This window comes from Nocardiopsis sp. NPDC049922, from assembly GCF_040660275.1.
GTDB lineage: Bacteria > Actinomycetota > Actinomycetes > Streptosporangiales > Streptosporangiaceae > Nocardiopsis.
Map to the genome: position 1 here is coordinate 20,478 of NZ_JBFAME010000018.1, position 17,677 is coordinate 38,154.

Annotated in this window: 14 protein-coding genes; all 14 read right to left on the minus strand. The window is 73.3% G+C overall.

What is annotated here, in order from left to right; translation table 11 throughout:
- Positions 1 to 11 precede the first annotated feature (11 nt).
- The 14 genes from argC to ruvX all read right to left on the minus strand — a co-directional run bounded on the left by argC (position 12) and on the right by ruvX (position 17,325).
- Positions 12 to 1,040, minus strand: a complete 1,029-nt coding sequence (argC, locus tag AB0I72_RS24935; RefSeq protein WP_358572790.1) for an N-acetyl-gamma-glutamyl-phosphate reductase — start codon at positions 1,038 to 1,040, stop codon at positions 12 to 14.
- A gap of 104 nt (positions 1,041 to 1,144) precedes the next feature.
- Complete coding sequence (locus AB0I72_RS24940; protein ID WP_358572792.1) at positions 1,145 to 2,569, minus strand: FAD-binding oxidoreductase; 1,425 nt, start codon at positions 2,567 to 2,569, stop codon at positions 1,145 to 1,147.
- A 196-nt stretch (positions 2,570 to 2,765) separates the two neighbouring features.
- On the minus strand, positions 2,766 to 3,257 hold the full coding sequence (locus AB0I72_RS24945; protein WP_358572794.1) for a MarR family transcriptional regulator: 492 nt from the start codon (positions 3,255 to 3,257) through the stop codon (positions 2,766 to 2,768).
- A gap of 217 nt (positions 3,258 to 3,474) precedes the next feature.
- Positions 3,475 to 4,701 (minus strand): aspartate aminotransferase family protein, encoded by a 1,227-nt coding sequence (locus AB0I72_RS24950; RefSeq protein WP_358572878.1) that lies wholly within the window; start codon positions 4,699 to 4,701, stop codon positions 3,475 to 3,477.
- A gap of 477 nt (positions 4,702 to 5,178) precedes the next feature.
- Positions 5,179 to 7,668 (minus strand): phenylalanine--tRNA ligase subunit beta, encoded by a 2,490-nt coding sequence (pheT, locus tag AB0I72_RS24955; protein ID WP_358572796.1) that lies wholly within the window; start codon positions 7,666 to 7,668, stop codon positions 5,179 to 5,181.
- Positions 7,668 to 8,786 carry a phenylalanine--tRNA ligase subunit alpha gene (gene pheS / locus AB0I72_RS24960; RefSeq protein ID WP_358572798.1) on the minus strand — a complete coding sequence of 373 codons (1,119 nt, stop codon included), beginning with the start codon at positions 8,784 to 8,786 and terminating at the stop codon, positions 7,668 to 7,670. Before pheS ends, pheT begins: the two co-directional genes overlap by 1 nt.
- Before the next feature lie 169 nt (positions 8,787 to 8,955).
- Positions 8,956 to 10,020 carry an ATP-binding protein gene (locus AB0I72_RS24965; protein WP_358572880.1) on the minus strand — a complete coding sequence of 355 codons (1,065 nt, stop codon included), beginning with the start codon at positions 10,018 to 10,020 and terminating at the stop codon, positions 8,956 to 8,958.
- A gap of 663 nt (positions 10,021 to 10,683) precedes the next feature.
- Positions 10,684 to 11,541: an RNA methyltransferase gene (locus tag AB0I72_RS24970; RefSeq protein ID WP_358572800.1), complete on the minus strand. Its 858-nt coding sequence runs from the start codon at positions 11,539 to 11,541 to the stop codon at positions 10,684 to 10,686.
- 20 nt (positions 11,542 to 11,561) lie between these two features.
- The gene (gene rplT / locus AB0I72_RS24975; protein WP_358572802.1) at positions 11,562 to 11,933 is read right to left on the minus strand and encodes a 50S ribosomal protein L20; all 372 of its coding nucleotides are present in this window, start codon (positions 11,931 to 11,933) and stop codon (positions 11,562 to 11,564) included.
- Between the two features lie 167 nt (positions 11,934 to 12,100).
- Positions 12,101 to 12,295, minus strand: coding sequence for a 50S ribosomal protein L35 (gene rpmI, locus AB0I72_RS24980; protein WP_017599963.1), 195 nt, complete (start codon positions 12,293 to 12,295; stop codon positions 12,101 to 12,103).
- A gap of 188 nt (positions 12,296 to 12,483) precedes the next feature.
- On the minus strand, positions 12,484 to 13,068 hold the full coding sequence (infC, locus tag AB0I72_RS24985) for a translation initiation factor IF-3 (RefSeq protein WP_083924251.1): 585 nt from the start codon (positions 13,066 to 13,068) through the stop codon (positions 12,484 to 12,486).
- 368 nt (positions 13,069 to 13,436) lie between these two features.
- Positions 13,437 to 14,267 carry a shikimate dehydrogenase gene (locus AB0I72_RS24990; protein WP_358572804.1) on the minus strand — a complete coding sequence of 277 codons (831 nt, stop codon included), beginning with the start codon at positions 14,265 to 14,267 and terminating at the stop codon, positions 13,437 to 13,439.
- Between the two features lie 17 nt (positions 14,268 to 14,284).
- Positions 14,285 to 16,840: an endolytic transglycosylase MltG gene (gene mltG, locus AB0I72_RS24995; protein WP_358572806.1), complete on the minus strand. Its 2,556-nt coding sequence runs from the start codon at positions 16,838 to 16,840 to the stop codon at positions 14,285 to 14,287.
- Entirely contained in the window at positions 16,837 to 17,325 is a 489-nt protein-coding gene (gene ruvX / locus AB0I72_RS25000; protein WP_358572808.1) for a Holliday junction resolvase RuvX, read from the minus strand. The genes mltG and ruvX overlap by 4 nt, the downstream gene beginning before the upstream one ends.
- Between the last annotated feature and the right edge of the window lie 352 nt (positions 17,326 to 17,677).

The window sequence follows — 17,677 nt, forward strand, 5'->3', positions numbered from 1 at the left end:
GCCTTCCTGTTCTACGGGGCGACCGCGGTGAGCGGCAGTCCGGTCGTCTCGGGCAGCCCGAGGGCGAGGTTCGTGCTCTGGACGGCGCCGCCCGCGGTGCCCTTGGTGAGGTTGTCGAGGGCGGCGACGGCGACCATCCGGTTCGCGTCGGGGTCCACGGTGACCTGGACGAGCGTGGTGTTGGCGCCGAGCGTCATGGCGGTGCTGGGCCAGGTGCCCTCGGGCAGGAGGGCGGTGAAGGGCTCGTCGGCGTAGGCGGTCTCGTAGGCGGCGCGGACCTGGTCGACGGTGACGCCGGGGCGCAGCGGCGCGGTGCAGGTGGCGAGGATGCCGCGCGGCAGCGGGGCGAGGACCGGGGTGAAGGACAGCCGGACCGGTTCGCCGGTGACGGAGGTCAGGTTCTGGACGATCTCGGGGTTGTGCCGGTGGGCGCCGCCGACGCCGTAGGGGCTGAGGGCGCCCATGATCTCGCTGCCGACGAGGTGGGGCTTGGGCGCCTTGCCCGCGCCGGAGGCGCCGGTGACGGCGACGACGGTCAGGTCGGGCTCGACCAGCTGTTCGGCCAGGCCGGGGAAGAGGGCGAGGGTGGCGACGGTGACGTGGCATCCGGGCACGGCGACGCGTCGGGCGCCGGCGAGCCGTTCACGCTGTCCGGGCAGTTCCGGGAGACCGTAGGGCCAGGTGCCCGCGTGCGGGGTGCCGTAGAACCGTTCCCAGGCGGTGGCGTCGTTCAGCCGGAAGTCGGCGCCGCAGTCGACGACCAGGACGTCGTCGCCCAGCTGCTGGGCGATGTCGGCGGACTGGCCGTGCGGCAGGGCGAGGTAGACGACGTCGTGGCCGCGCAGTTCCTCCACGGTCGTGGGGGCCAGGACGCGGTCGGCGAGCGGGCGCAGGTGCGGCTGGTGCTCGATGAGGGGGGACCCGGCGTTGCCGCCGGCGGTGAGGGCGCCGATCTCGATCTCCGGGTGGCCGAGCAGCAGGCGCAGCAGTTCGCCTCCCGCGTATCCGCTGGCTCCGGCGATCGCGGCGGTGTATCCCATGGTGCTCCCCCATTCGAACCTGACTGAACTATCATGCACGCCTCTGCAAGTTTATGCAAACGTACACGGGAGAGCCCCCGGCCGATCCAGCCGGGGCGTGGGGTTCAGCGGCCCGCGATGCGCGTGGCCAGTCCGGCGAAGCGGGAGGTGTGGGCGCGCTCCTCGGGGGTGCGGGACTCACGGCGGTCGGCGGTGCGGTAGAGGCCGTAGATGACCTGCGTGCCGACCCAGCGCAGGGGTTCGGGCTCCCAGCCGCGGACCTGGTGGCCGACCCACGGCAGGCGGGTCAGGTCGGTCTCCCGGCCCAGGATCAGGTCGCGCAGGGTCCGCCCGGCGAGGTTGCTGGTCGCCACGCCGCTGCCGACGTAGCCGCCCGCCCAGCCCAGGCCGGTCTCGGCGTCCAGGTGCACGGTCGGACACCAGTCGCGGGGCACCCCCAGCACCCCGGACCAGGCGTGCTCGACCGGCACGTCGGCCACGTCGGGGAACATGCGGACGAGCGCGCGCCAGAGTTCGGCGATCGCCTGGGGCTGGGTGGCGCCGTCCCGGTCCTGCGCGGAGCCGAAGCGGTAGGGCACGCCCCGGCCGCCGATCGCGATGCGGTCGTCGGCGGTGCGCTGGGCGTAGACGTAGGAGTGCGCGGTGTCGCCCAGGACCTCGCGTCCGCTCCAGCCGATCTTCTCCCACAGGGCGGGGGCGATCGGCTCGGTGGCGATCATCGAGGAGTTCATCGGCAGCCACTCGCGGCGCTGGCCGCGCAGGGTGGAGGTGAAGCCCTCGGTGGCGCGGACGACGTGGTCCGCGTAGACGGTGCCGTGGTCGGTGACGGCGGCGGGGCGGGCGGCGCCGCTGCGGGGACGGATCTCCCGCACGGCGGTGTCCTCGTAGATGTGGACGCCGAGCGTCTCCACCACGCGGGCCAGGCCGGTGACGAGCTTGGCGGGCTGGACCCGGGCGGCGTGCGGGGAGTAGGCGGCGGCGACGGCGCCGTGGACCGCCAGGCGCGGTTCGTGGTCGGCCTCCACGAGGTGGATGTCGTCGGGCCAGTAGCCCCACTCCTGGAGATAGTCGATCTCCTCGGCCAGGCGTTCGCGTTGGGCGGCGTTGGTGGCGACCAGGCGCATGCCGCCCTTGACGATGTCGGCCTCGATCTCCTCGGCCTCGGTCACGGAGACGACCTCGTCGACGGTGGCCATCATCGCGCGTTGCAGGGCGATCATGGCGGCCTTGCCGTGTGACTGCGCGTAGCGTTCGCGGGAGCCGGCGAACTCGGCGGACAGCCACCCTCCGTTGCGGCCCGAGGCGCCGAATCCGGCGAACTCGCGCTCGACGACGGCCACCCGCAGGTCCGGCTGGGCCTTCTTGAGGTAGTAGGCGGTCCACAGACCCGTGTAACCGGCGCCGACCACGCAGACGTCGTAGTCCGCGTCGCCGGGCAGGGCGGTACGGCGCTCGGGCAGCCCGGACTCGCGGAACCAGAAGGAGACCGCGCCGTTGCAGAAGCGCGAGGACCGGGGAATCGGCCTCATCTGCGCCGCAGTCGTGAAGAGTCTCATCATTCCCCCCGGAACCTCATCGCTCGCGGTCCACCCCGCCTGGGACCCGAGAACTCCCGCCAACCTACACGGGAACGGCGGCGCGTGGGATGTTTTCGACACGTTCGGGCGGATCGCCGTGGGAGTGTCGGAGGGAAACGACTACGCAGCGTCCGGCCCGTGCGGGCCCTCAGTGGCAGGCGCTGTCACGGAGAGTACGAGCCAGGGCGGCCAGTTGTCGAACTCCGTCCGCGCCGAGGGGGCCCAGGACGTGCTCGCGCAGCCGTTCGACGTGCTTGACGCGCACCTCGCCGATGAAGGCCAGACCGGCGTCGGTGAGCGTCGCGTACACGACCCGGCGGTCGGAGTCGCAGGACGCCCGCTCCAGGTAGCCCTCGCGCTCCAGTCGGTCGGCGAGTTTGGTGAAGCCGCCCGTGCTCAGACTGACCTCGCGGGCCAGGCGGCTCATCGGGAGGCGGTGTCCGGGGGTGCGCTGGAGCCGTATGAGCACCTCGAACCAGGGACCGGCCATGTCCCGGCCGTCCGGCGTCACCCCCCCGAGCAGCTTGGGCTGCAGGGCGTTCACCGCCTCGTGCACCAGCCCCCAGGCGGTGATGAGGTCGTCGTCGCTGGGCGGTTCGGCACCCGCGCCCGCCCTGGTGGCCGTCGTCCCCGCGGTCATGTCCCCGTCCCCCTCATGGACGTGTCACGTCCATCTCACCCACAAGAAGTATCTTCCCAGAAAATATTACTCGATGGAGGAGAGGTGAGCCAGCACGATCGGACACGACGCACCCGCGGGACGGAGGGGGCGCGCGGGGGCGGCGACCGCCGGAGGGAGAGGAACGTCTTCGGCCGTGTCCCCGCCGTGCCCCGGACGACGGCGGGGACACGGCCGTTCAGTGCCGCGCCGCCACCGCGTCCAGCGCGGCCGCGAGCGTGGAGACCAGGTGGTCGATCTGCTCCCACGCGATGACCAGCGGCGGCGAGACGAGCAGCGCCCTCGGCACCGGCCTCAGGATGACGCCGCGGGCGCGCGCCTCGGCGAACACCTCCGCCGTGGTGATCCCCCGGTCGGTGAGCGCCTCCTCCGTGAGCTCGACGGCGCCCATGACGCCGACCCCCGAGCGGACCTCCGCCACCAGCGGGTGGTCGGACAGGGTGCGCAGCGCGCTGTCGAGGTGGCGCTCGACCTCCAGCGCCACGGTGAACAGGTCCTCGCGCTCCAGGATGTCCAGGTTGGCCATGGCCGCGGCGCAGCACGCGGGATGCCCGGCGTAGGTGGTGCCGTGCAGGAACGTGTTGCCCGGTTCGTTCCAGAAGGGGTCGGCGATCCGCCCGCTGGTCACCACACCGCCCAGGGGCAGGTAGCCGCTGGAGACGCCCTTGGCGAAGACGATCATGTCCGGGCTCACGCCGAAGCGCTCGATGCCGAACCAGTTCCCCATGCGGGCGAAACCGCAGATGACGCTGTCCACGACGAAGAGCACGCCGTACCTGCGACAGATCCGCGCCACCTCGGCGAAGTAGCCCTCGGTCGGCGGGAACACGCCCCCGGCCCCGATGACCGGCTCGGCGAAGAAGGCCGCCACCCGGTCCGGACCCACGCGCAGGATCTCGGCCTCCAGCGCGGCGGCGGAGTCGTGCGGTACCACCGAGGTGTCCTCGACGAGCGGGCCGTAGCCCGTGCGGAAGCGCTCCATGCCGATGACGCTGGTGCCGAAGCCGTGCAACCCGTGGTACCCGCCGGTGCGGCTGATCAGGTGGGTGCGCTGGGGCTGGCCCAGGACGTCCCAGTAGCGGCGGGCGAGCTTGGTGGCGGTCTCGATCGACTCGCCGCCCCCGCAGGTCAGGATCACCTTGGCGTCGTCGACCGGCGCGTGCGCGGCCAGGCGCTCGCTCAGCTCCCGTGCGGGCCGGTTGCTGAAGTCGCCGTAGACGGTGTAGGCGTCGAGGGCACTGATCTGGCGGTGGACCGCGTCCGCGATCTCGGTGCGACCGTGCCCGACGTTGCAATACCAGAGGCTGGACGTGCCGTCCAGGTACCGGTCCCCGGCCGTGTCCCAGAGCCACACGCCCTCCGCGCGCTCCACGACGAACTCGGGGCCCGCGGCCACCGTGTTCATGTCGCAGAAGGTGTGCCAGAGGCGGCTGGGCTCCCGGTGTTCCTTCGGGATGAGCGCGGACGAGACAACCGTTTCGGTCATATGGCGACCTCCGAGCCGAGTCATGCGCATGAGCGCAGCGGAAAACTCAGGTTGAACCGACCCACACCCGGGCCCCAGAGTGTGTCAGGTGCTTGCAGGCTAAGTTCTCCACCCGGCCGCTAGCAAGAGCCAAAACGTGCCTTCATGCCCCGAAACCCAAACTTCATGCGCGCTACCCTTGGTGATCGTCGCCAAAACCCCCTCCACGCAGGAAAAACAGGGCGAAAATCCGATCGGAACCGGTGTCCGCGCAGCGAGGTTTTCGCGGTGCACCGGGGGGCCGGGGCGCCCGCGAAGCACCCCCGTAACAGACGGCGGCGGGGCCGGTCGTTCCCAGATGGAACGACCGGCCCCGCCGTGCCGTCTCGGGCCCGCGCCTGGCTTGGGCCCATCGGGTCACGCGCGCGGCGCGGCCCCCGTGCGCTCGACCGCCCCGGCCACGGCCGCGTCACGCGCGGCGGTGGCCTCCTCCGCGGTCAGCGTGCGGTCGTGGGCCCGGAAGCGCAGGGTGAAGGCGACCGACTTGCGCCCCTCCCCCACCTGCTCGCCCGTGTACACGTCGAACAGCCGGACGCTCTCCAACAGCTCGCCCGCACCCTCGGCCAGGGCGTCGTTCACGGCCGCGACCGGGACCGACTCGTCCACGACCAGGGCGACGTCCTGGATGGCCACCGGGTAGGTGGACACCTCGGGCGCCACGGTCTTCGTGCGCGCGCGCTCGATCCGATCGAGGTCGACCTCGACGGCGGCCGTGCGCTCCGGCAGGCCGAACGCCTTGACCGTGCGCGGGTGCAGCTCACCGGCGTGCCCGACGAGCAGGCGCTCGCCGTCCACCCGGGTGAACAGCGCGGCGCACCGGCCGGGGTGCCAGGGGGCGTGCTGGTCGGCCTCGACCTCCAGCGGGACCCCGGCGATCCGGGCGATCTCACGGGCGACCTGGACGGCGTCGGCCCAGCAGGCCGCGCGGCCCGGTCCCCACCAGCCCGCGCGCTCGGCGTCGCCCGCCAGGACCGCGGCGACCCGGCGCGGCTGGTCGGGCAGCGCCGCGTCGATCCGGGCCAGCTCCTCCACGCTGGGACCGCGGTCGACCGGCAGCAGCGGGGCGCGGGTCGCTCCGGGCTTGGGCCGGTAGACCAGGCCCATCTCGAAGAGGGAGACGTCGGCGAAACCACGGCCCACGTTGCGGGCCAGCGCCTTGAACAGGCCCGGCAGCAGCGTGGTGCGCAGCAGCGGCTCCTCGTCGTTGAGCGGGTTGGCCAGGCGCAGACTCGTGCGGCGCGCGTCCTCGGCGGGCAGCTGGAGCCCGTCGAGGTCGCGCTCGCCGACGAACGGGTAGCTGAGCACCTCGTCGAACCCGGTGGCGGCCAGGGCCCGCCCGACCGCGCGGCGCAGCCGCTGGCTGGCGGTCAGCCCGCGCCCGGCGGGGGCACGCGGCGTGATCGAGGGGATGTTCTCGTAGCCCTCGAACCGGATGACCTCCTCGGCCAGGTCGTTCGGGTCCGTCAGGTCGGGCCGCCAGGTCGGCGGGGTGACCGCCAGCTCGTCGCCGTCGGCCTCGACCGCGCAGCCCATGAGGCCGAGCCACTTCTCCGTGGCGCCCTCGGGGTAGTCGACCCCGGCGACGGAGGAGGCGTGGGCGGCGCCGATCCGGATCGCCTCGCGGGGCGTGGACCGGTCGACGTGCGTGTAGGCGCCCTCGACGGTGGCCCCGCCGAGCTCGCCGAGCAGCTGGGCCGCGCGGGTGGCGGCGGCCAGCTGCACGTCGGAGTCGACGCCGCGCTCGAAGCGGCGGGAGGACTCCGAGGACAGCTGGTGGCGGCGCGAGGTGCGGGCGATGCGCATCGCCTCGAAGTGCGCGGCCTCCACCAGGACCTCGGTCGTGGTCAGGGAGATCTCCGTGGTCAGGCCGCCCATGACGCCCGCGATGTTGATCGGCCCGGACGGGTCGGCGATGACGATGTCGTCGGGGTCCAGGGCCCGCTGGGCGTGGTCCAGGGTCTCCAGCTTCTCGCCCTGCGCGGCGGCCCGCACGGCGAGGCCGCCCCTGAGACGGCTGCGGTCCCAGGCGTGCAGCGGCTGGCCGAGTTCGAGCATCACGTAGTTGGTGACGTCGACGGCCAGGGAGATGGGACGCACACCGCTCTGGTGCAGGCGGCGCCGCATCCACAGCGGGGTGGGGGCCTGCGGGTCGAACCCGGTGGCGCCGCGCAGGACGTAGCGGCCGCACAGCGCCGGGTCGATCTCGGCGGGGTGTCCCTCACCGGTGGACGCGGGCACCTCGATCGCCGCGGGGTCGCGGAAGTCCACCCCGTACAGGGCGGCGACGTCGCGGGCGACACCGCGCATGGACAGGGCGTAGCCGCGGTCCGGGGTGACGGCGATGTCGAGGACGTCCTCGCGCAGGCCGAGCGGGCCCATCGCGTCCGCGCCGGGCTCGCCGAAGCCCTCGGGCAGGACGATGATGCCGTCGGGGTCCTCCCACAGCCCCAGCTCGGGGGTGGAGCAGATCATGCCCGCGGACATCCTGCCGTAGGTCGTGCGGGCGCCGATGCTGAAGCCGCCGGGCAGCACAGCGCCGGGCAGCGACACGACGACCAGGTCGCCCTCGACGAAGTTGCGGGCGCCGCAGACGATCTCCTGCGGCTCCCCGGTGCCGTTGGCCGGTCCGACGTCCACCCGGCAGAACCGGATGGGCTTCTTGAAGCCGGTGAGCTCCTCGATCTCCAGCACACGGCCGAAGACGATCGGGCCGCTGAGGTCGGAGCCGAGCTCGTCGACGGTCTCCACCTCCAGTCCGGCCAGGGTCAGCCGGGCGGCGAGGTCGCGGGCGGTGACGTCGGACGGCAGGTCGACGTACTCCCGCAGCCAGGTCATGGGGACGCGCATCAGTTCTCACTCCCGAACGCCGAGGTGAAGCGGACGTCGCCCTCGACCATGTCGTGCATGTCGCGCACGCCGTGCGCGAACATCAGTGTCCGTTCGATTCCCAGGCCGAAGGCCCAGCCGCTGTACACCTCGGGGTCCACCCCGGCGGCGGTGAGCACGCGCGGGTTGACCACTCCGCAGCCGCCGATCTCGATCCAGCCCTCGCTGGAGCAGGTGCGGCACGGCGCGTCCGGGTCGCCCACGGACGCGCCCCGGCACGCGAAGCACTCCATGTCCACCTCGGCGGACGGCTCGGTGAACGGGAAGTAGGAGGCGCGGAACCGGGTCCTGAGCCCCTCGCCGAACATGCCGTGCACGAACGCGTCGATGGCGCCGCGCAGGTGCGCCAGGGTGATGCCCTCGTCCACGACCAGGCCCTCCAGCTGGTGGAAGACCGGGCTGTGCGTGGCGTCGAGCTCGTCGGTGCGGAAGGTCTTGCCGGGCGCGACCACGTAGACCGGCAGCTCGCGGTCGAGCAGGGCGCGCACCTGTACCGGAGAGGTGTGCGTGCGCATGACCAGCCCGGACTCGCCGCCGTCGGGGCCCTCCACGAAGAAGGTGTCCTGCATGGTGCGGGCCGGGTGGTCGGGCAGGAAGTTGAGGGCGTCGAAGTTGAACCACTCCGCCTCGACCTCGGGGCCCTCGGCGATCTCGAACCCCATGCCGACGAAGATGTCGGCCATCCGCTCGGCGACGGTGGTCAGCGGGTGCCGCGCCCCGCGGGAGGTGCGGTCCCAGGGCAGGGTGACGTCGACCCGCTCCTCGACGAGGACGCGCTCGTCGCGCTCGACCTCCAGGACGGCCTGGCGGGCCTTGAGGGCCTGACCCACGTCGCGGCGGGCCCCGCCCACGCGCTTGCCCGCGTCGGCCTTGGCGGCCGGGGGCAGCGCGCCGATCTCCCGGTTGGCCAGCGCCAACGGGGAGCGGTCCGAGGCGTGCGCGAGCCGGACCTGCTTGAGTTCGTCGAGGTCTCGGGCTGCCTCGATGGCGGCCAGAGCCTCCTCACGCATACGGGCGACCTCGTCGGGGTGCAGGGGGGTCACCTCGACGGGGTCGAAGGAATCATTCGGTGCAGACATGGTTGGTTGCCTCGCCGCCGGACCCCGCGACGGGGGCGGGCGGCAGTCACGGTCCGCCTCGGGGGCGGACGAAGCCGACAGGACGAGCACGAGCGGGGCACCCGGGTGACGGGGCCACCGCCGGGCCCGGGCACGCTGGAACGCCCACCGGGGCCGAAGGTCTGAGGACTCAGACGAACTCGGGTGTCCCGGCGGGCATGGTAAATCGGAACTCGGCGCCGCCGCTGGGGGCGCGCCCGACGGTGATCGTGCCGCCGTGGGCCTCGACGAGGCCCTTGACGATGAACAGCCCGAGGCCGGTCCCGCTCCGGTGCTTGCTGCGCCAGAACTGGCGGAAGACGCGCGGAATGGTCTCGGGCGCTATGCCCTGGCCCTCGTCGCGCACCGACACCGCTGCTCCTCCCTCACACGGCTCGATCACCACACTGACAGTACCAGCGCCGTGCCGCACCCCGTTTTCCACGAGGTTCGACAGGATCTGGCCGAGCTTGTCGGAGTCGAGCCACATCTGCGGGAGCTCGCCGCGCGTCTCGACCCGGAACCGCTCCTCCGGCTCCCCGGCCGCGACCCGCCCGGCGACCACCCGCCGCACCGCGTCGGGAAGGTCGACGACCTGGCGGCGCACCTCCAGGCGGCCGGACTCGATCCGGGAGACGTCGAGCAGGTCGTGGATCAGGCGTGTGACGCGGTCGGCGTCGGCGTTGACCGTCTCCAGCATGAACAGCTTCTGCTTGTCGGTGAGCCGTTCCCACTTCGTCAGCAGGGTGGAGGTGAAGCCCTTGACGCTGGTCAGGGGGGAGCGGAGTTCGTGGGCGACCTCCGAGACGAGGTCGGCGCGGCTGCGGTCGGCGCTGGTGGCGGCGTCCCTGAGGGTGATGACGAGGCGGATGAGGTCCCCGCCCGGGCGGGCGCGGACGTAGCGGGCCGCGACGAGGATCTCGCGGTCGTCGGGCAGGTAGAGGGCGCGCTCGGTCTGGCGGACGCGGTCGCGGTCGCCGCCGTAGGGGTCGCTGGCCTCCCACCAGTCGTGGCCGTCGGGGCCGACGAGGGGAAGGACCTCGCGGAAGTCCCGGCCCAGGGCGGCGCGGGCGAGGGTGCCGGTCAGGTGCGCCGCCTGCGCGTTGAACAGGACGACGCGGCCGCGCGCGTCGGCGGCCACCACCCCGTCGGGGAGGTCGTCCGCGTGGAGGGGCGCTCCGCCGGGCCCGCCGGACGCGCCGTCGACCTCCCACAGGTCGGTGGCGTCGGCGCCCGTCGCACGCGCGAAACGAACGCCCGGATCGTGCGTATTCTCCGATTCATGGGGAATGTCGGTAGCTGGATCGGCCCCCCGCCCGGGGTCCCCCGTGGAGCGCCCGGTCCCGTCGCCTGACTCCTCCGCCGGGTGATCCGCCTGCCGGCCGATGCCCACGCCTCTCCCCGCTCCCCTTGAAGATCCACGACCGTACGCCTCCGGGCCGAGGACCGCGAGTCGGTGGCGCGCGGCCCACGTCCGCGAGCGCCACCGCAGGTTGTCTACCCTGCACTCCGACCTGGTACGCCTGGTGGACCGGGTTCGGGACGTTCGACGGTAGACGAGCGTACAAGCACTTCCCGAGCGTCCCGCGAGCCGGGCTCCTCCCCGGGCGGCGCGACGCGTGCTCACACGGTGTCGTCAAGCCTGCCCGGCGACGGCGGTCCACCGCACCACCTCACCCGTCACGCGGGTCGGCGAACGGGCGGCTACGCGGAATCCGCATAGGCCGCGGTGGCTTCGGCACGACCCTATCGGTACCCGCCGCACGCGCAGGCGTGTTCCGACGCGATGACGTGGGATCGGACGCCACCGGTACATCGCGGACGCGGTGGGGCGTCACGGAGAGTGAGCGCGGACCCCGTCGGCCTCGGGCGACCGGGGTCAGTCTCCGGCGCTCCGGGAGCGTCGCTGCTGGCGGGCGGTGGTGTAGAGGCAGACCGCGGCGGCCGTGGCCAGATTCAGGCTTTCGGCCCCGCCGTAGATCGGGACGCTGACCGCTCCGTCGGTGAGGGCGACGGTCTCCTCGGGCAGCCCCCAGGCCTCGTTGCCGAAGACCCAGCCCACCGGGCCGTCGAGATCGCCCCCGTCGGCGACCCCGTGCAGGTCGCGCGGGCCGCCGCCGTCGGCGGCCCACACGGCGGCGCCGCGTTCGCGCAGGAAGTCCACGGCCCGGGAGACCGGAACGCCGACGACCACCGGCAGGTGGAAGAGGCTTCCCGCGGAGGCGCGCACGCACTTGCCGTTGTAGGGGTCGACGGAGGCGTCGGTGAAGACGACGACGTCGGCCCCGGCCGCGTCGGCGGTCCGCAGGACGGTGCCCGCGTTGCCGGGATCGCGCACATGGGAGAGCACGACCGCCAGCCGGACGTCGCCGACCCGGTCGAGGGGCACGTCGACGAACTCGCAGACCGCGAGGATCCCCTGGGGGGTCACGGTCTGGGCCAGCTCGGACATCACGTCGAGACTGACCTGGTGGGTGGGGACGTCGGCCGCGCGGGCCGCGTCCACCAGATCGATGTGGCGCTGCATGGCCTCCGCCGTGGCGAAGACCTCGACCACACCGGCGCCGGTCCCCGCGTGGGACCGGCCGTCGTCGGCCGCCGCGGCCAGGGCCTCCCGGACCGCCTGCGGCCCCTCCGCCAGGAAGCGTCGCTCACGCTGGCGGAAGGTGCGCTTGGCGAGCCGCCGAACCCCCTTGATCCTGGGTGAACGGATGCTCGTGAACTCGTGGCTCGCCATCGCGTCGTCTCCCGAGGGCGTCAGGCCGCGGCGGTGGCGGGGAGGGCCTGCTTGGCCTTCTCCACCAGGGCGGCGAACGCGGCCTCGTCGTTGACGGCCAGCTCGGCCAGCATGCGACGGTCGACCTCGATGCCGGCCAGCTTCAGGCCCTGCATGAGACGGTTGTAGGTCAGGCCGTTGGCGCGGGAGGCGGCGTTGATGCGCTGGATCCACAGACGACGGAACTGCCCCTTGCGGTCCTTGCGGTCCCGGTAGGAGTAGGTCATCGAGTGGAGCATCTGCTCCTTGGCCTTGCGGTACAGGCGCGAACGCTGACCGCGGTAACCACTGGCGCGGTCGAGGACGACCTTGCGCTTCTTCTTGGCGTTGAGAGCCCGCTTCACGCGTGCCACTGTGACTCCCTCGTTGTCTCTTCCGGCGCGCACGGCGCGCCGACCGGCCCGGCTCGGACGAGCCCGGCGGCCGTGGTCGCTTCAGGTGGTTCTCCTCCGGGTGCCGTCACCGCGCCGAACGCGTCGGGCGCGCGGGCACTCCCAGACGGGAGGAGAAGGGGTTCGGCCTACTTGCCGAGGAGCTTCTTGATGCTCTTGGTGTCGGCCGGAGCAAGCACGGCCTCGTTGCTCAGCTTGCGCTTGCGCTTGGAGGTCTTGTGCTCAAGGATGTGGTTCTTGTTGGCACGGCGGCGCATGATCTTGCCGGAACCGGTGACCTTGAAACGGTCCTTGGCTCCACTGTGGGACTTGTTCTTCGGCATGTCGCCGTCGTCTCCTACTCCGTCGGCGCGCCACCAGCGATGGGCTGGTGACGCGATTCTTCCGCTGCTATGGCGGGCCCCAGCGCGCCGTCGGACCGACGCTCGCGGGCCGTTCGCGCACAGCCCACCCCACCACCCGGCTTCCGTTCACACGGCGACCGGGCGGTGGGGGACTTCCCCTGACGCCGCTACGCCTGTTCGCGCTGCTGGCGGCGGGTCCTGTCCCCCGCCGCTGCCCGGGCCTCGGCCTTGTGCTCGGACCGCCGCTTGTGCGGGCCGATCACCATGACCATGTTGCGGCCGTCCTGCTTGGGCTGGGACTCGACCGTGCCAAGATCCTGGACGTCCTCGGCCAGTCGCGCCAGCAGCCGGCGCCCGAGTTCGGGCCGGGACTGCTCGCGCCCGCGGAACATGATCGTCACCTTGACCTTGTCCCCGCTCTTGAGGAACCGGACGACGTGACCCTTCTTGGTCTCGTAGTCGTGCGGATCGATCTTCGGGCGGAGCTTGATCTCCTTGATGATCGTGTTCGACTGGTTCTTGCGCGACTCGCGCGCCTTCACCGCGGACTCGTACTTGAACTTGCCGTAGTCCATCAGCTTGGCGACCGGCGGGCGGGCGGTCGGCGCGACCTCGACGAGATCGAGGTCGGACTCCTGCGCCAGACGCAGCGCGTCCTGCACGGAGACGATGCCGACCTGCTCACCGTTGGGTCCGACAAGACGGACCTCGGGCACCCGGATGCGGTCATTGATGCGGGGCTCGGCGCTGATGAGACCCCTCCCTAGCTTTCTCGATTACCTGGGACCGGCCGTCCGCCGGGCGGAGGACGGCCTGCTCGACCGGGGATCCCGAACCGTCGGGCGCTCCGGCCGCGTCGGGGTCCTCGAAAAGCGAAAACCCCGCCAGCATGTGCAAGCGGGGTGATCCGACCGATGTTCCCGATGACGGGCACGCGGGTGCGCCGGAGCCCCGAGGGACCCCTGGCGGGCACGACACGCTTCGCCCGTTCATCGAACCGGACCCACGCGGGCTGCACCCGGCAGGTGGGAGGATCTTCTCCGCTTGCGGCTCCGGTGTGCGCGCACACCGGACCAAGTCGATACGGAACTACTGTAGCAGGACCGGTGACCTGCTCCGGTCACGTGGCGGCGGCCGCGCGCCGGGCCAGCTCCGTCTCCCCGGCCGCGCGCATGGCCTCGACCGGGACGTCCTCCACCCCGGTCATCAGTCGGACCTGGGCGACCGCCTGGTGCAGGAGCATCGGGAAGCCGCCGACCACACGACCGCCGCGTGCGGACACCGCCCGCGCGGCGGCGGTGGGCCACGGCGCGTAGACGACGTCGAACAGGTCGGCGCGTGCGGTGGCCAGGAGCTCCGCGTACCGGTCGGACGCCCCCGAGGGCAGGGACGACACGACCAGGTCCACGTCCAGGTGGTCGCCGATCTCCGCGAGCGGGGCCACCCGGACCGGGTGCCCGAGCCGCTCGGCGGCGGCGGTGACCTCGCCGGTGCGGGCGGTGTCCCGGGCCAGGACCGTGACGGGCGAGGTGAGGCCCAGGCGGCGCAGCGCGGCGAGCGCGGAGGCGGCCGTGGCGCCCGCGCCCAGGACGACGGCGTCGCGCGGGGCGCCGATCCCTGCCTCGGTGAGCGCCACCGCGACGCCCTCGACGTCCGTGTTGTGGGCGTGCCACCCGCCGTCGGCGCGGACGAGGGTGTTCGCCCCGCCGACCTGACGCGCCAGGTCGGTGACGCCCACGGCCAGGTCCAGCGCGCGGCGCTTGAGCGGCATGGTCAGCGACAGGCCCGCCCACTCGGGGCCGAGGCCGTCGAGGAAGGGCGCCAGGCCCTCCTCGTCGCACTCGTGCAGCCCGTAGGACCAGTCGTCCAGGCCCAACGCCGCGTAGGCGGCGGTGTGCAGGACCGGTGAGAGCGAATGGGCCACCGGCGAGCCCAGGACCGCGGCGCGCACGGCACCCCTCCCCTTCCCTACCACTCGGCCTGGTTCTCGGCCACCATCTGGTTGTGCTCGTCCAGGGTCCTGGAGAAGCCGGTCTCGCCGCTCTCGGGGTCGATGAGCGCGAAGTAGAGGTAGTCCTCGCCGGACGGCGCCAGAGCGGCCTCGATGGCATCCTGCCCGGGAGCCACGTACGGCCCGGCGGGCAGCCCGGTCGTGCCGTAGGTGCCGTAGCCCCGCGGATCGGCCTCGCAGGCCGAGCGCTGCTCGTCGTCGAGGAACGTGCCCTCCGTGTCGAGGACGTAGAAGCACGTGCTGTCCATCTGGAGCTGCATGCCCTGCTCCAGACGGTTGTGGACGACCGCCGAGATGTTGGCCATGTCCTCCTGCCTGCCGGTCTCGGCCTGGATGATGGCGGCGATCGCCATGACCTCGTTGGGGGTGAGGTCGAGTTCCGCGGCCCGCTCCTCCAGATCGGTCTCCTCGGCGACCCGGCGGAACTCGGTGACCATGGTGCGCAGCACCGCACCCGGCTCGGCGCCGGGGTCGAACCGGTAGGTCTCGGGAAACAGGTACCCTTCGGGGCCCTGGGTCGCGTACTCGGGCAGTCCCAGGGAGTCGGCGTCGGCGTAGGCCTCCTCGAGGTCGGCCAACGGGATCCCGAGGTCCGTCGAGAGTGTGTCGAGGATCCCCGGGCGGCCCTCGACGCCTTGGGCGCGCAGCCCCTCCGGGACGGTCACCCGTCCGCCGAGGCGGTTCTCGGGGTCGAGCAGGTGGGCCACGGCGCTCTCCCCGCTCATCTCCTGCGCCAGGGAGTAGGTGCCGGGCACCAGTCCGCCCCCGCCCTCGCGCTCCGCGGCGCCGAGGGCGGCGGTGAAGGCCCGGACGCTGGCGACCACACCGGCCTCGACCAGTCGCTCCCCGACGGCGCTTCCGGAGTCACCGTCCTCGATGACGAAGACGACCTCGCCGGTGCCCTCCCCGCCGTAGTCGGCGGGCATGACGTAGCGGAACGCGCCGTAGCCGCCCGCGCCGAGGACCAGGACGAGTGCGACGGCGGCCGCGGCCGTCGTCTTCCGGCTCTTGTTCCCGCCCTTGCGCTTGCGGGCCTTGGCCCCGCCCGCGCGTTTGGCCTTCTGCGCCTGCTTGAGCTTCCTGCGGCTGCTGCGGCTGCCGCCGTAGGCCTCGGCGATGTCGTTGAGGTCGGGCTCCTCGTAGCCGTCGTCCTCGTCGTCGTCCACCGGGTCGTCGTCGACCGTCTCGGGCTCGGGGTCGGCGGCGGCCGTACGCCTGCCGCGCCTGCGGCGGCCCCGGCGGCCGGCGGGCTCCTCGTCCCCGCGGCCGCGCCGACGGCGACCGCGACGACCGGCGGGCTCCTCGGCGGGCGGCTCGTCCGCGTCGGCGGTGTCGTAGCCGTCGTCGGCGTAGGCGCCGTCGCCGTACGCGTCATCGGCGTGGCCGTCGTCGTGGCGGGGGCCGTCGTGCGCGTCCCGCGCGCCCTGCCCGCCGAGCGCGGCCAGGGCGGCGGTGTCGGCCGGAACGTCTGCGAGGAAACCGCTGTCGGCGGCCTCCGGAGCGCCGCCGTGGGAGGCACGGCGGCGGCCCCGGCGACCGGTGGGTTCGTCGGCCGGCGGCGCGGGGGGCGGTTCCTCCTCGCGGCCGCGCCTGCGGCGGCCGCGGCGGGGTTCGTCGACCACCGGCGTGGAACCGGTGGTCGCGGCGTCGCCGGGCCCCCCGGACATCGCGTCGGTCTCGTCCGCGGCGGGCTCGGGGGGGCGCCGACGGCCCCGGCGGCCGGCGGCGGGTTCGGCCGGCGCCTCGCGCTTGCGACGGCCGCGCCGGGGACGGGGCTCCGGCTCGGGGTCTTCCTCGAGGAAGGACAGCATGGGGCCGTCGTCCTCATCCCACAGCGGCGACGGCGACTCCGGCTCCTCCGGGCCGGGACGGGCCCGACGCCCGCGCCGGGACGGCTCCTCGGGCGGGGCGGCGGGGGTCGTCGGGGCGGCGCCCTGACCGCCGAGGTCGGCGAGGGCGGCCAGCGCGTCCTGGGTGGGGTCGGCGGCACGGCGTCGGGGCGCCGCGCCCTCGTGGGTCGGGGCACGTCCCGTGCCGGGGGCCTCACCACGGCCGGCGTCCGAGCCCTGGCGGCGTCCCCCGTCGGGCCCGGTGCGACGGCCCGGGTCGGCTGGCGGACGCTGCCCGCCGTCGGGCGACGGGCCGCGGTTGGCGGCGGACCGCGCGGCGCGTCCGCCGCGCAGGGCGTCGGCGGCACCGCCGCGGCGCGGCGGTTCGGCGGGAGGGCCGGGCTTGCGGCGTCGTCCCGGAGCGGGGGCGTCCGCGCTCAGGGAGTCCTCACCCGCGTCGGCGCGGGGGGCGCGGCCGGGAGTGCGGGGATCACCCGCGGCACGGCGTGACTGGGGGCGCCCGCCGAGGTCGGCCCGCTCGCCCGACGGGGAGGGCTCGGGGCGGGCCCTGCGGCCGCGCGGTCGCGGCTGGCTGGGGAAGGGGTCGGTGAGCGGGTCGTAGTCGTCACCGCGGTCGACGCGTCCACGGGAGGGATCGTCGGGGTAGGCATCCCTGTCGTTCATGATTCTCCCTGGCTGGGGCGGACGATCTCGCCCGGGGGGTGGCCTGTTGCCCGTTCCTGGTCCAAGGTGCTCTGGAGGAGCACGGTGGCGGCCGCCTGGTCGATCACCGACCGGCGCGCCCTGCCCCCCTTGGCGCCCTTCTTGGCGAAGGAGGCTCCCGAGAGCAGTTGTGACTGGGCCGTCACCGTGGTGAGGCGCTCGTCGACCAGGCGGACGGGGACGGGGTGGAGGGTTCGGGCGAGGGCGGTCGCGAACTCGCGCGCGGACCGGGCGGCGGGGCCCTCCTCGCCGGACAGCGAGGCGGGGTAGCCCACGACGACCTCGCGTGCCCCGCGCTCCACGACGAGCTCGGCGATGCGGTGGACGTCACCCTTGCCGCGCCGCACGGTCTCCACCGGGCTGGCGAGCACGCCGCTCGGATCGCTGACCGCGACCCCGATGCGGGCGTTACCGGGGTCGATCGCCAGGCGCACACCGTGCCTCAAGGACGTGTCTCCCCGGGACCGGGGACGGCGTGCGGGCGGGCCGTGCCGTTGACGGCGCGGCACCGCTGCTGGGAAATCCTCAACACGGTGGTCCTGTTCGTCAGCTGGATCGCGGGAAACGTCGCATGGACAGCCGCGTGATCGGCTGTGACGCGCCACAGTATGCCCGATTCGGTGACCGTGCGCAGCCTCGCGAACGACGACCGGGCAGCGGCCCGTCGCGGACCGGAGAACACGGTGTCACCCACACGGGCGGCGGTTCCGGGGCCCGGACGTACCGTCCGAGTGTAAGCCACCCGCGTGGGATGTCCGGGCAGGCCGGTTTCCGTAGGCGTGTACCACTACGTACCGT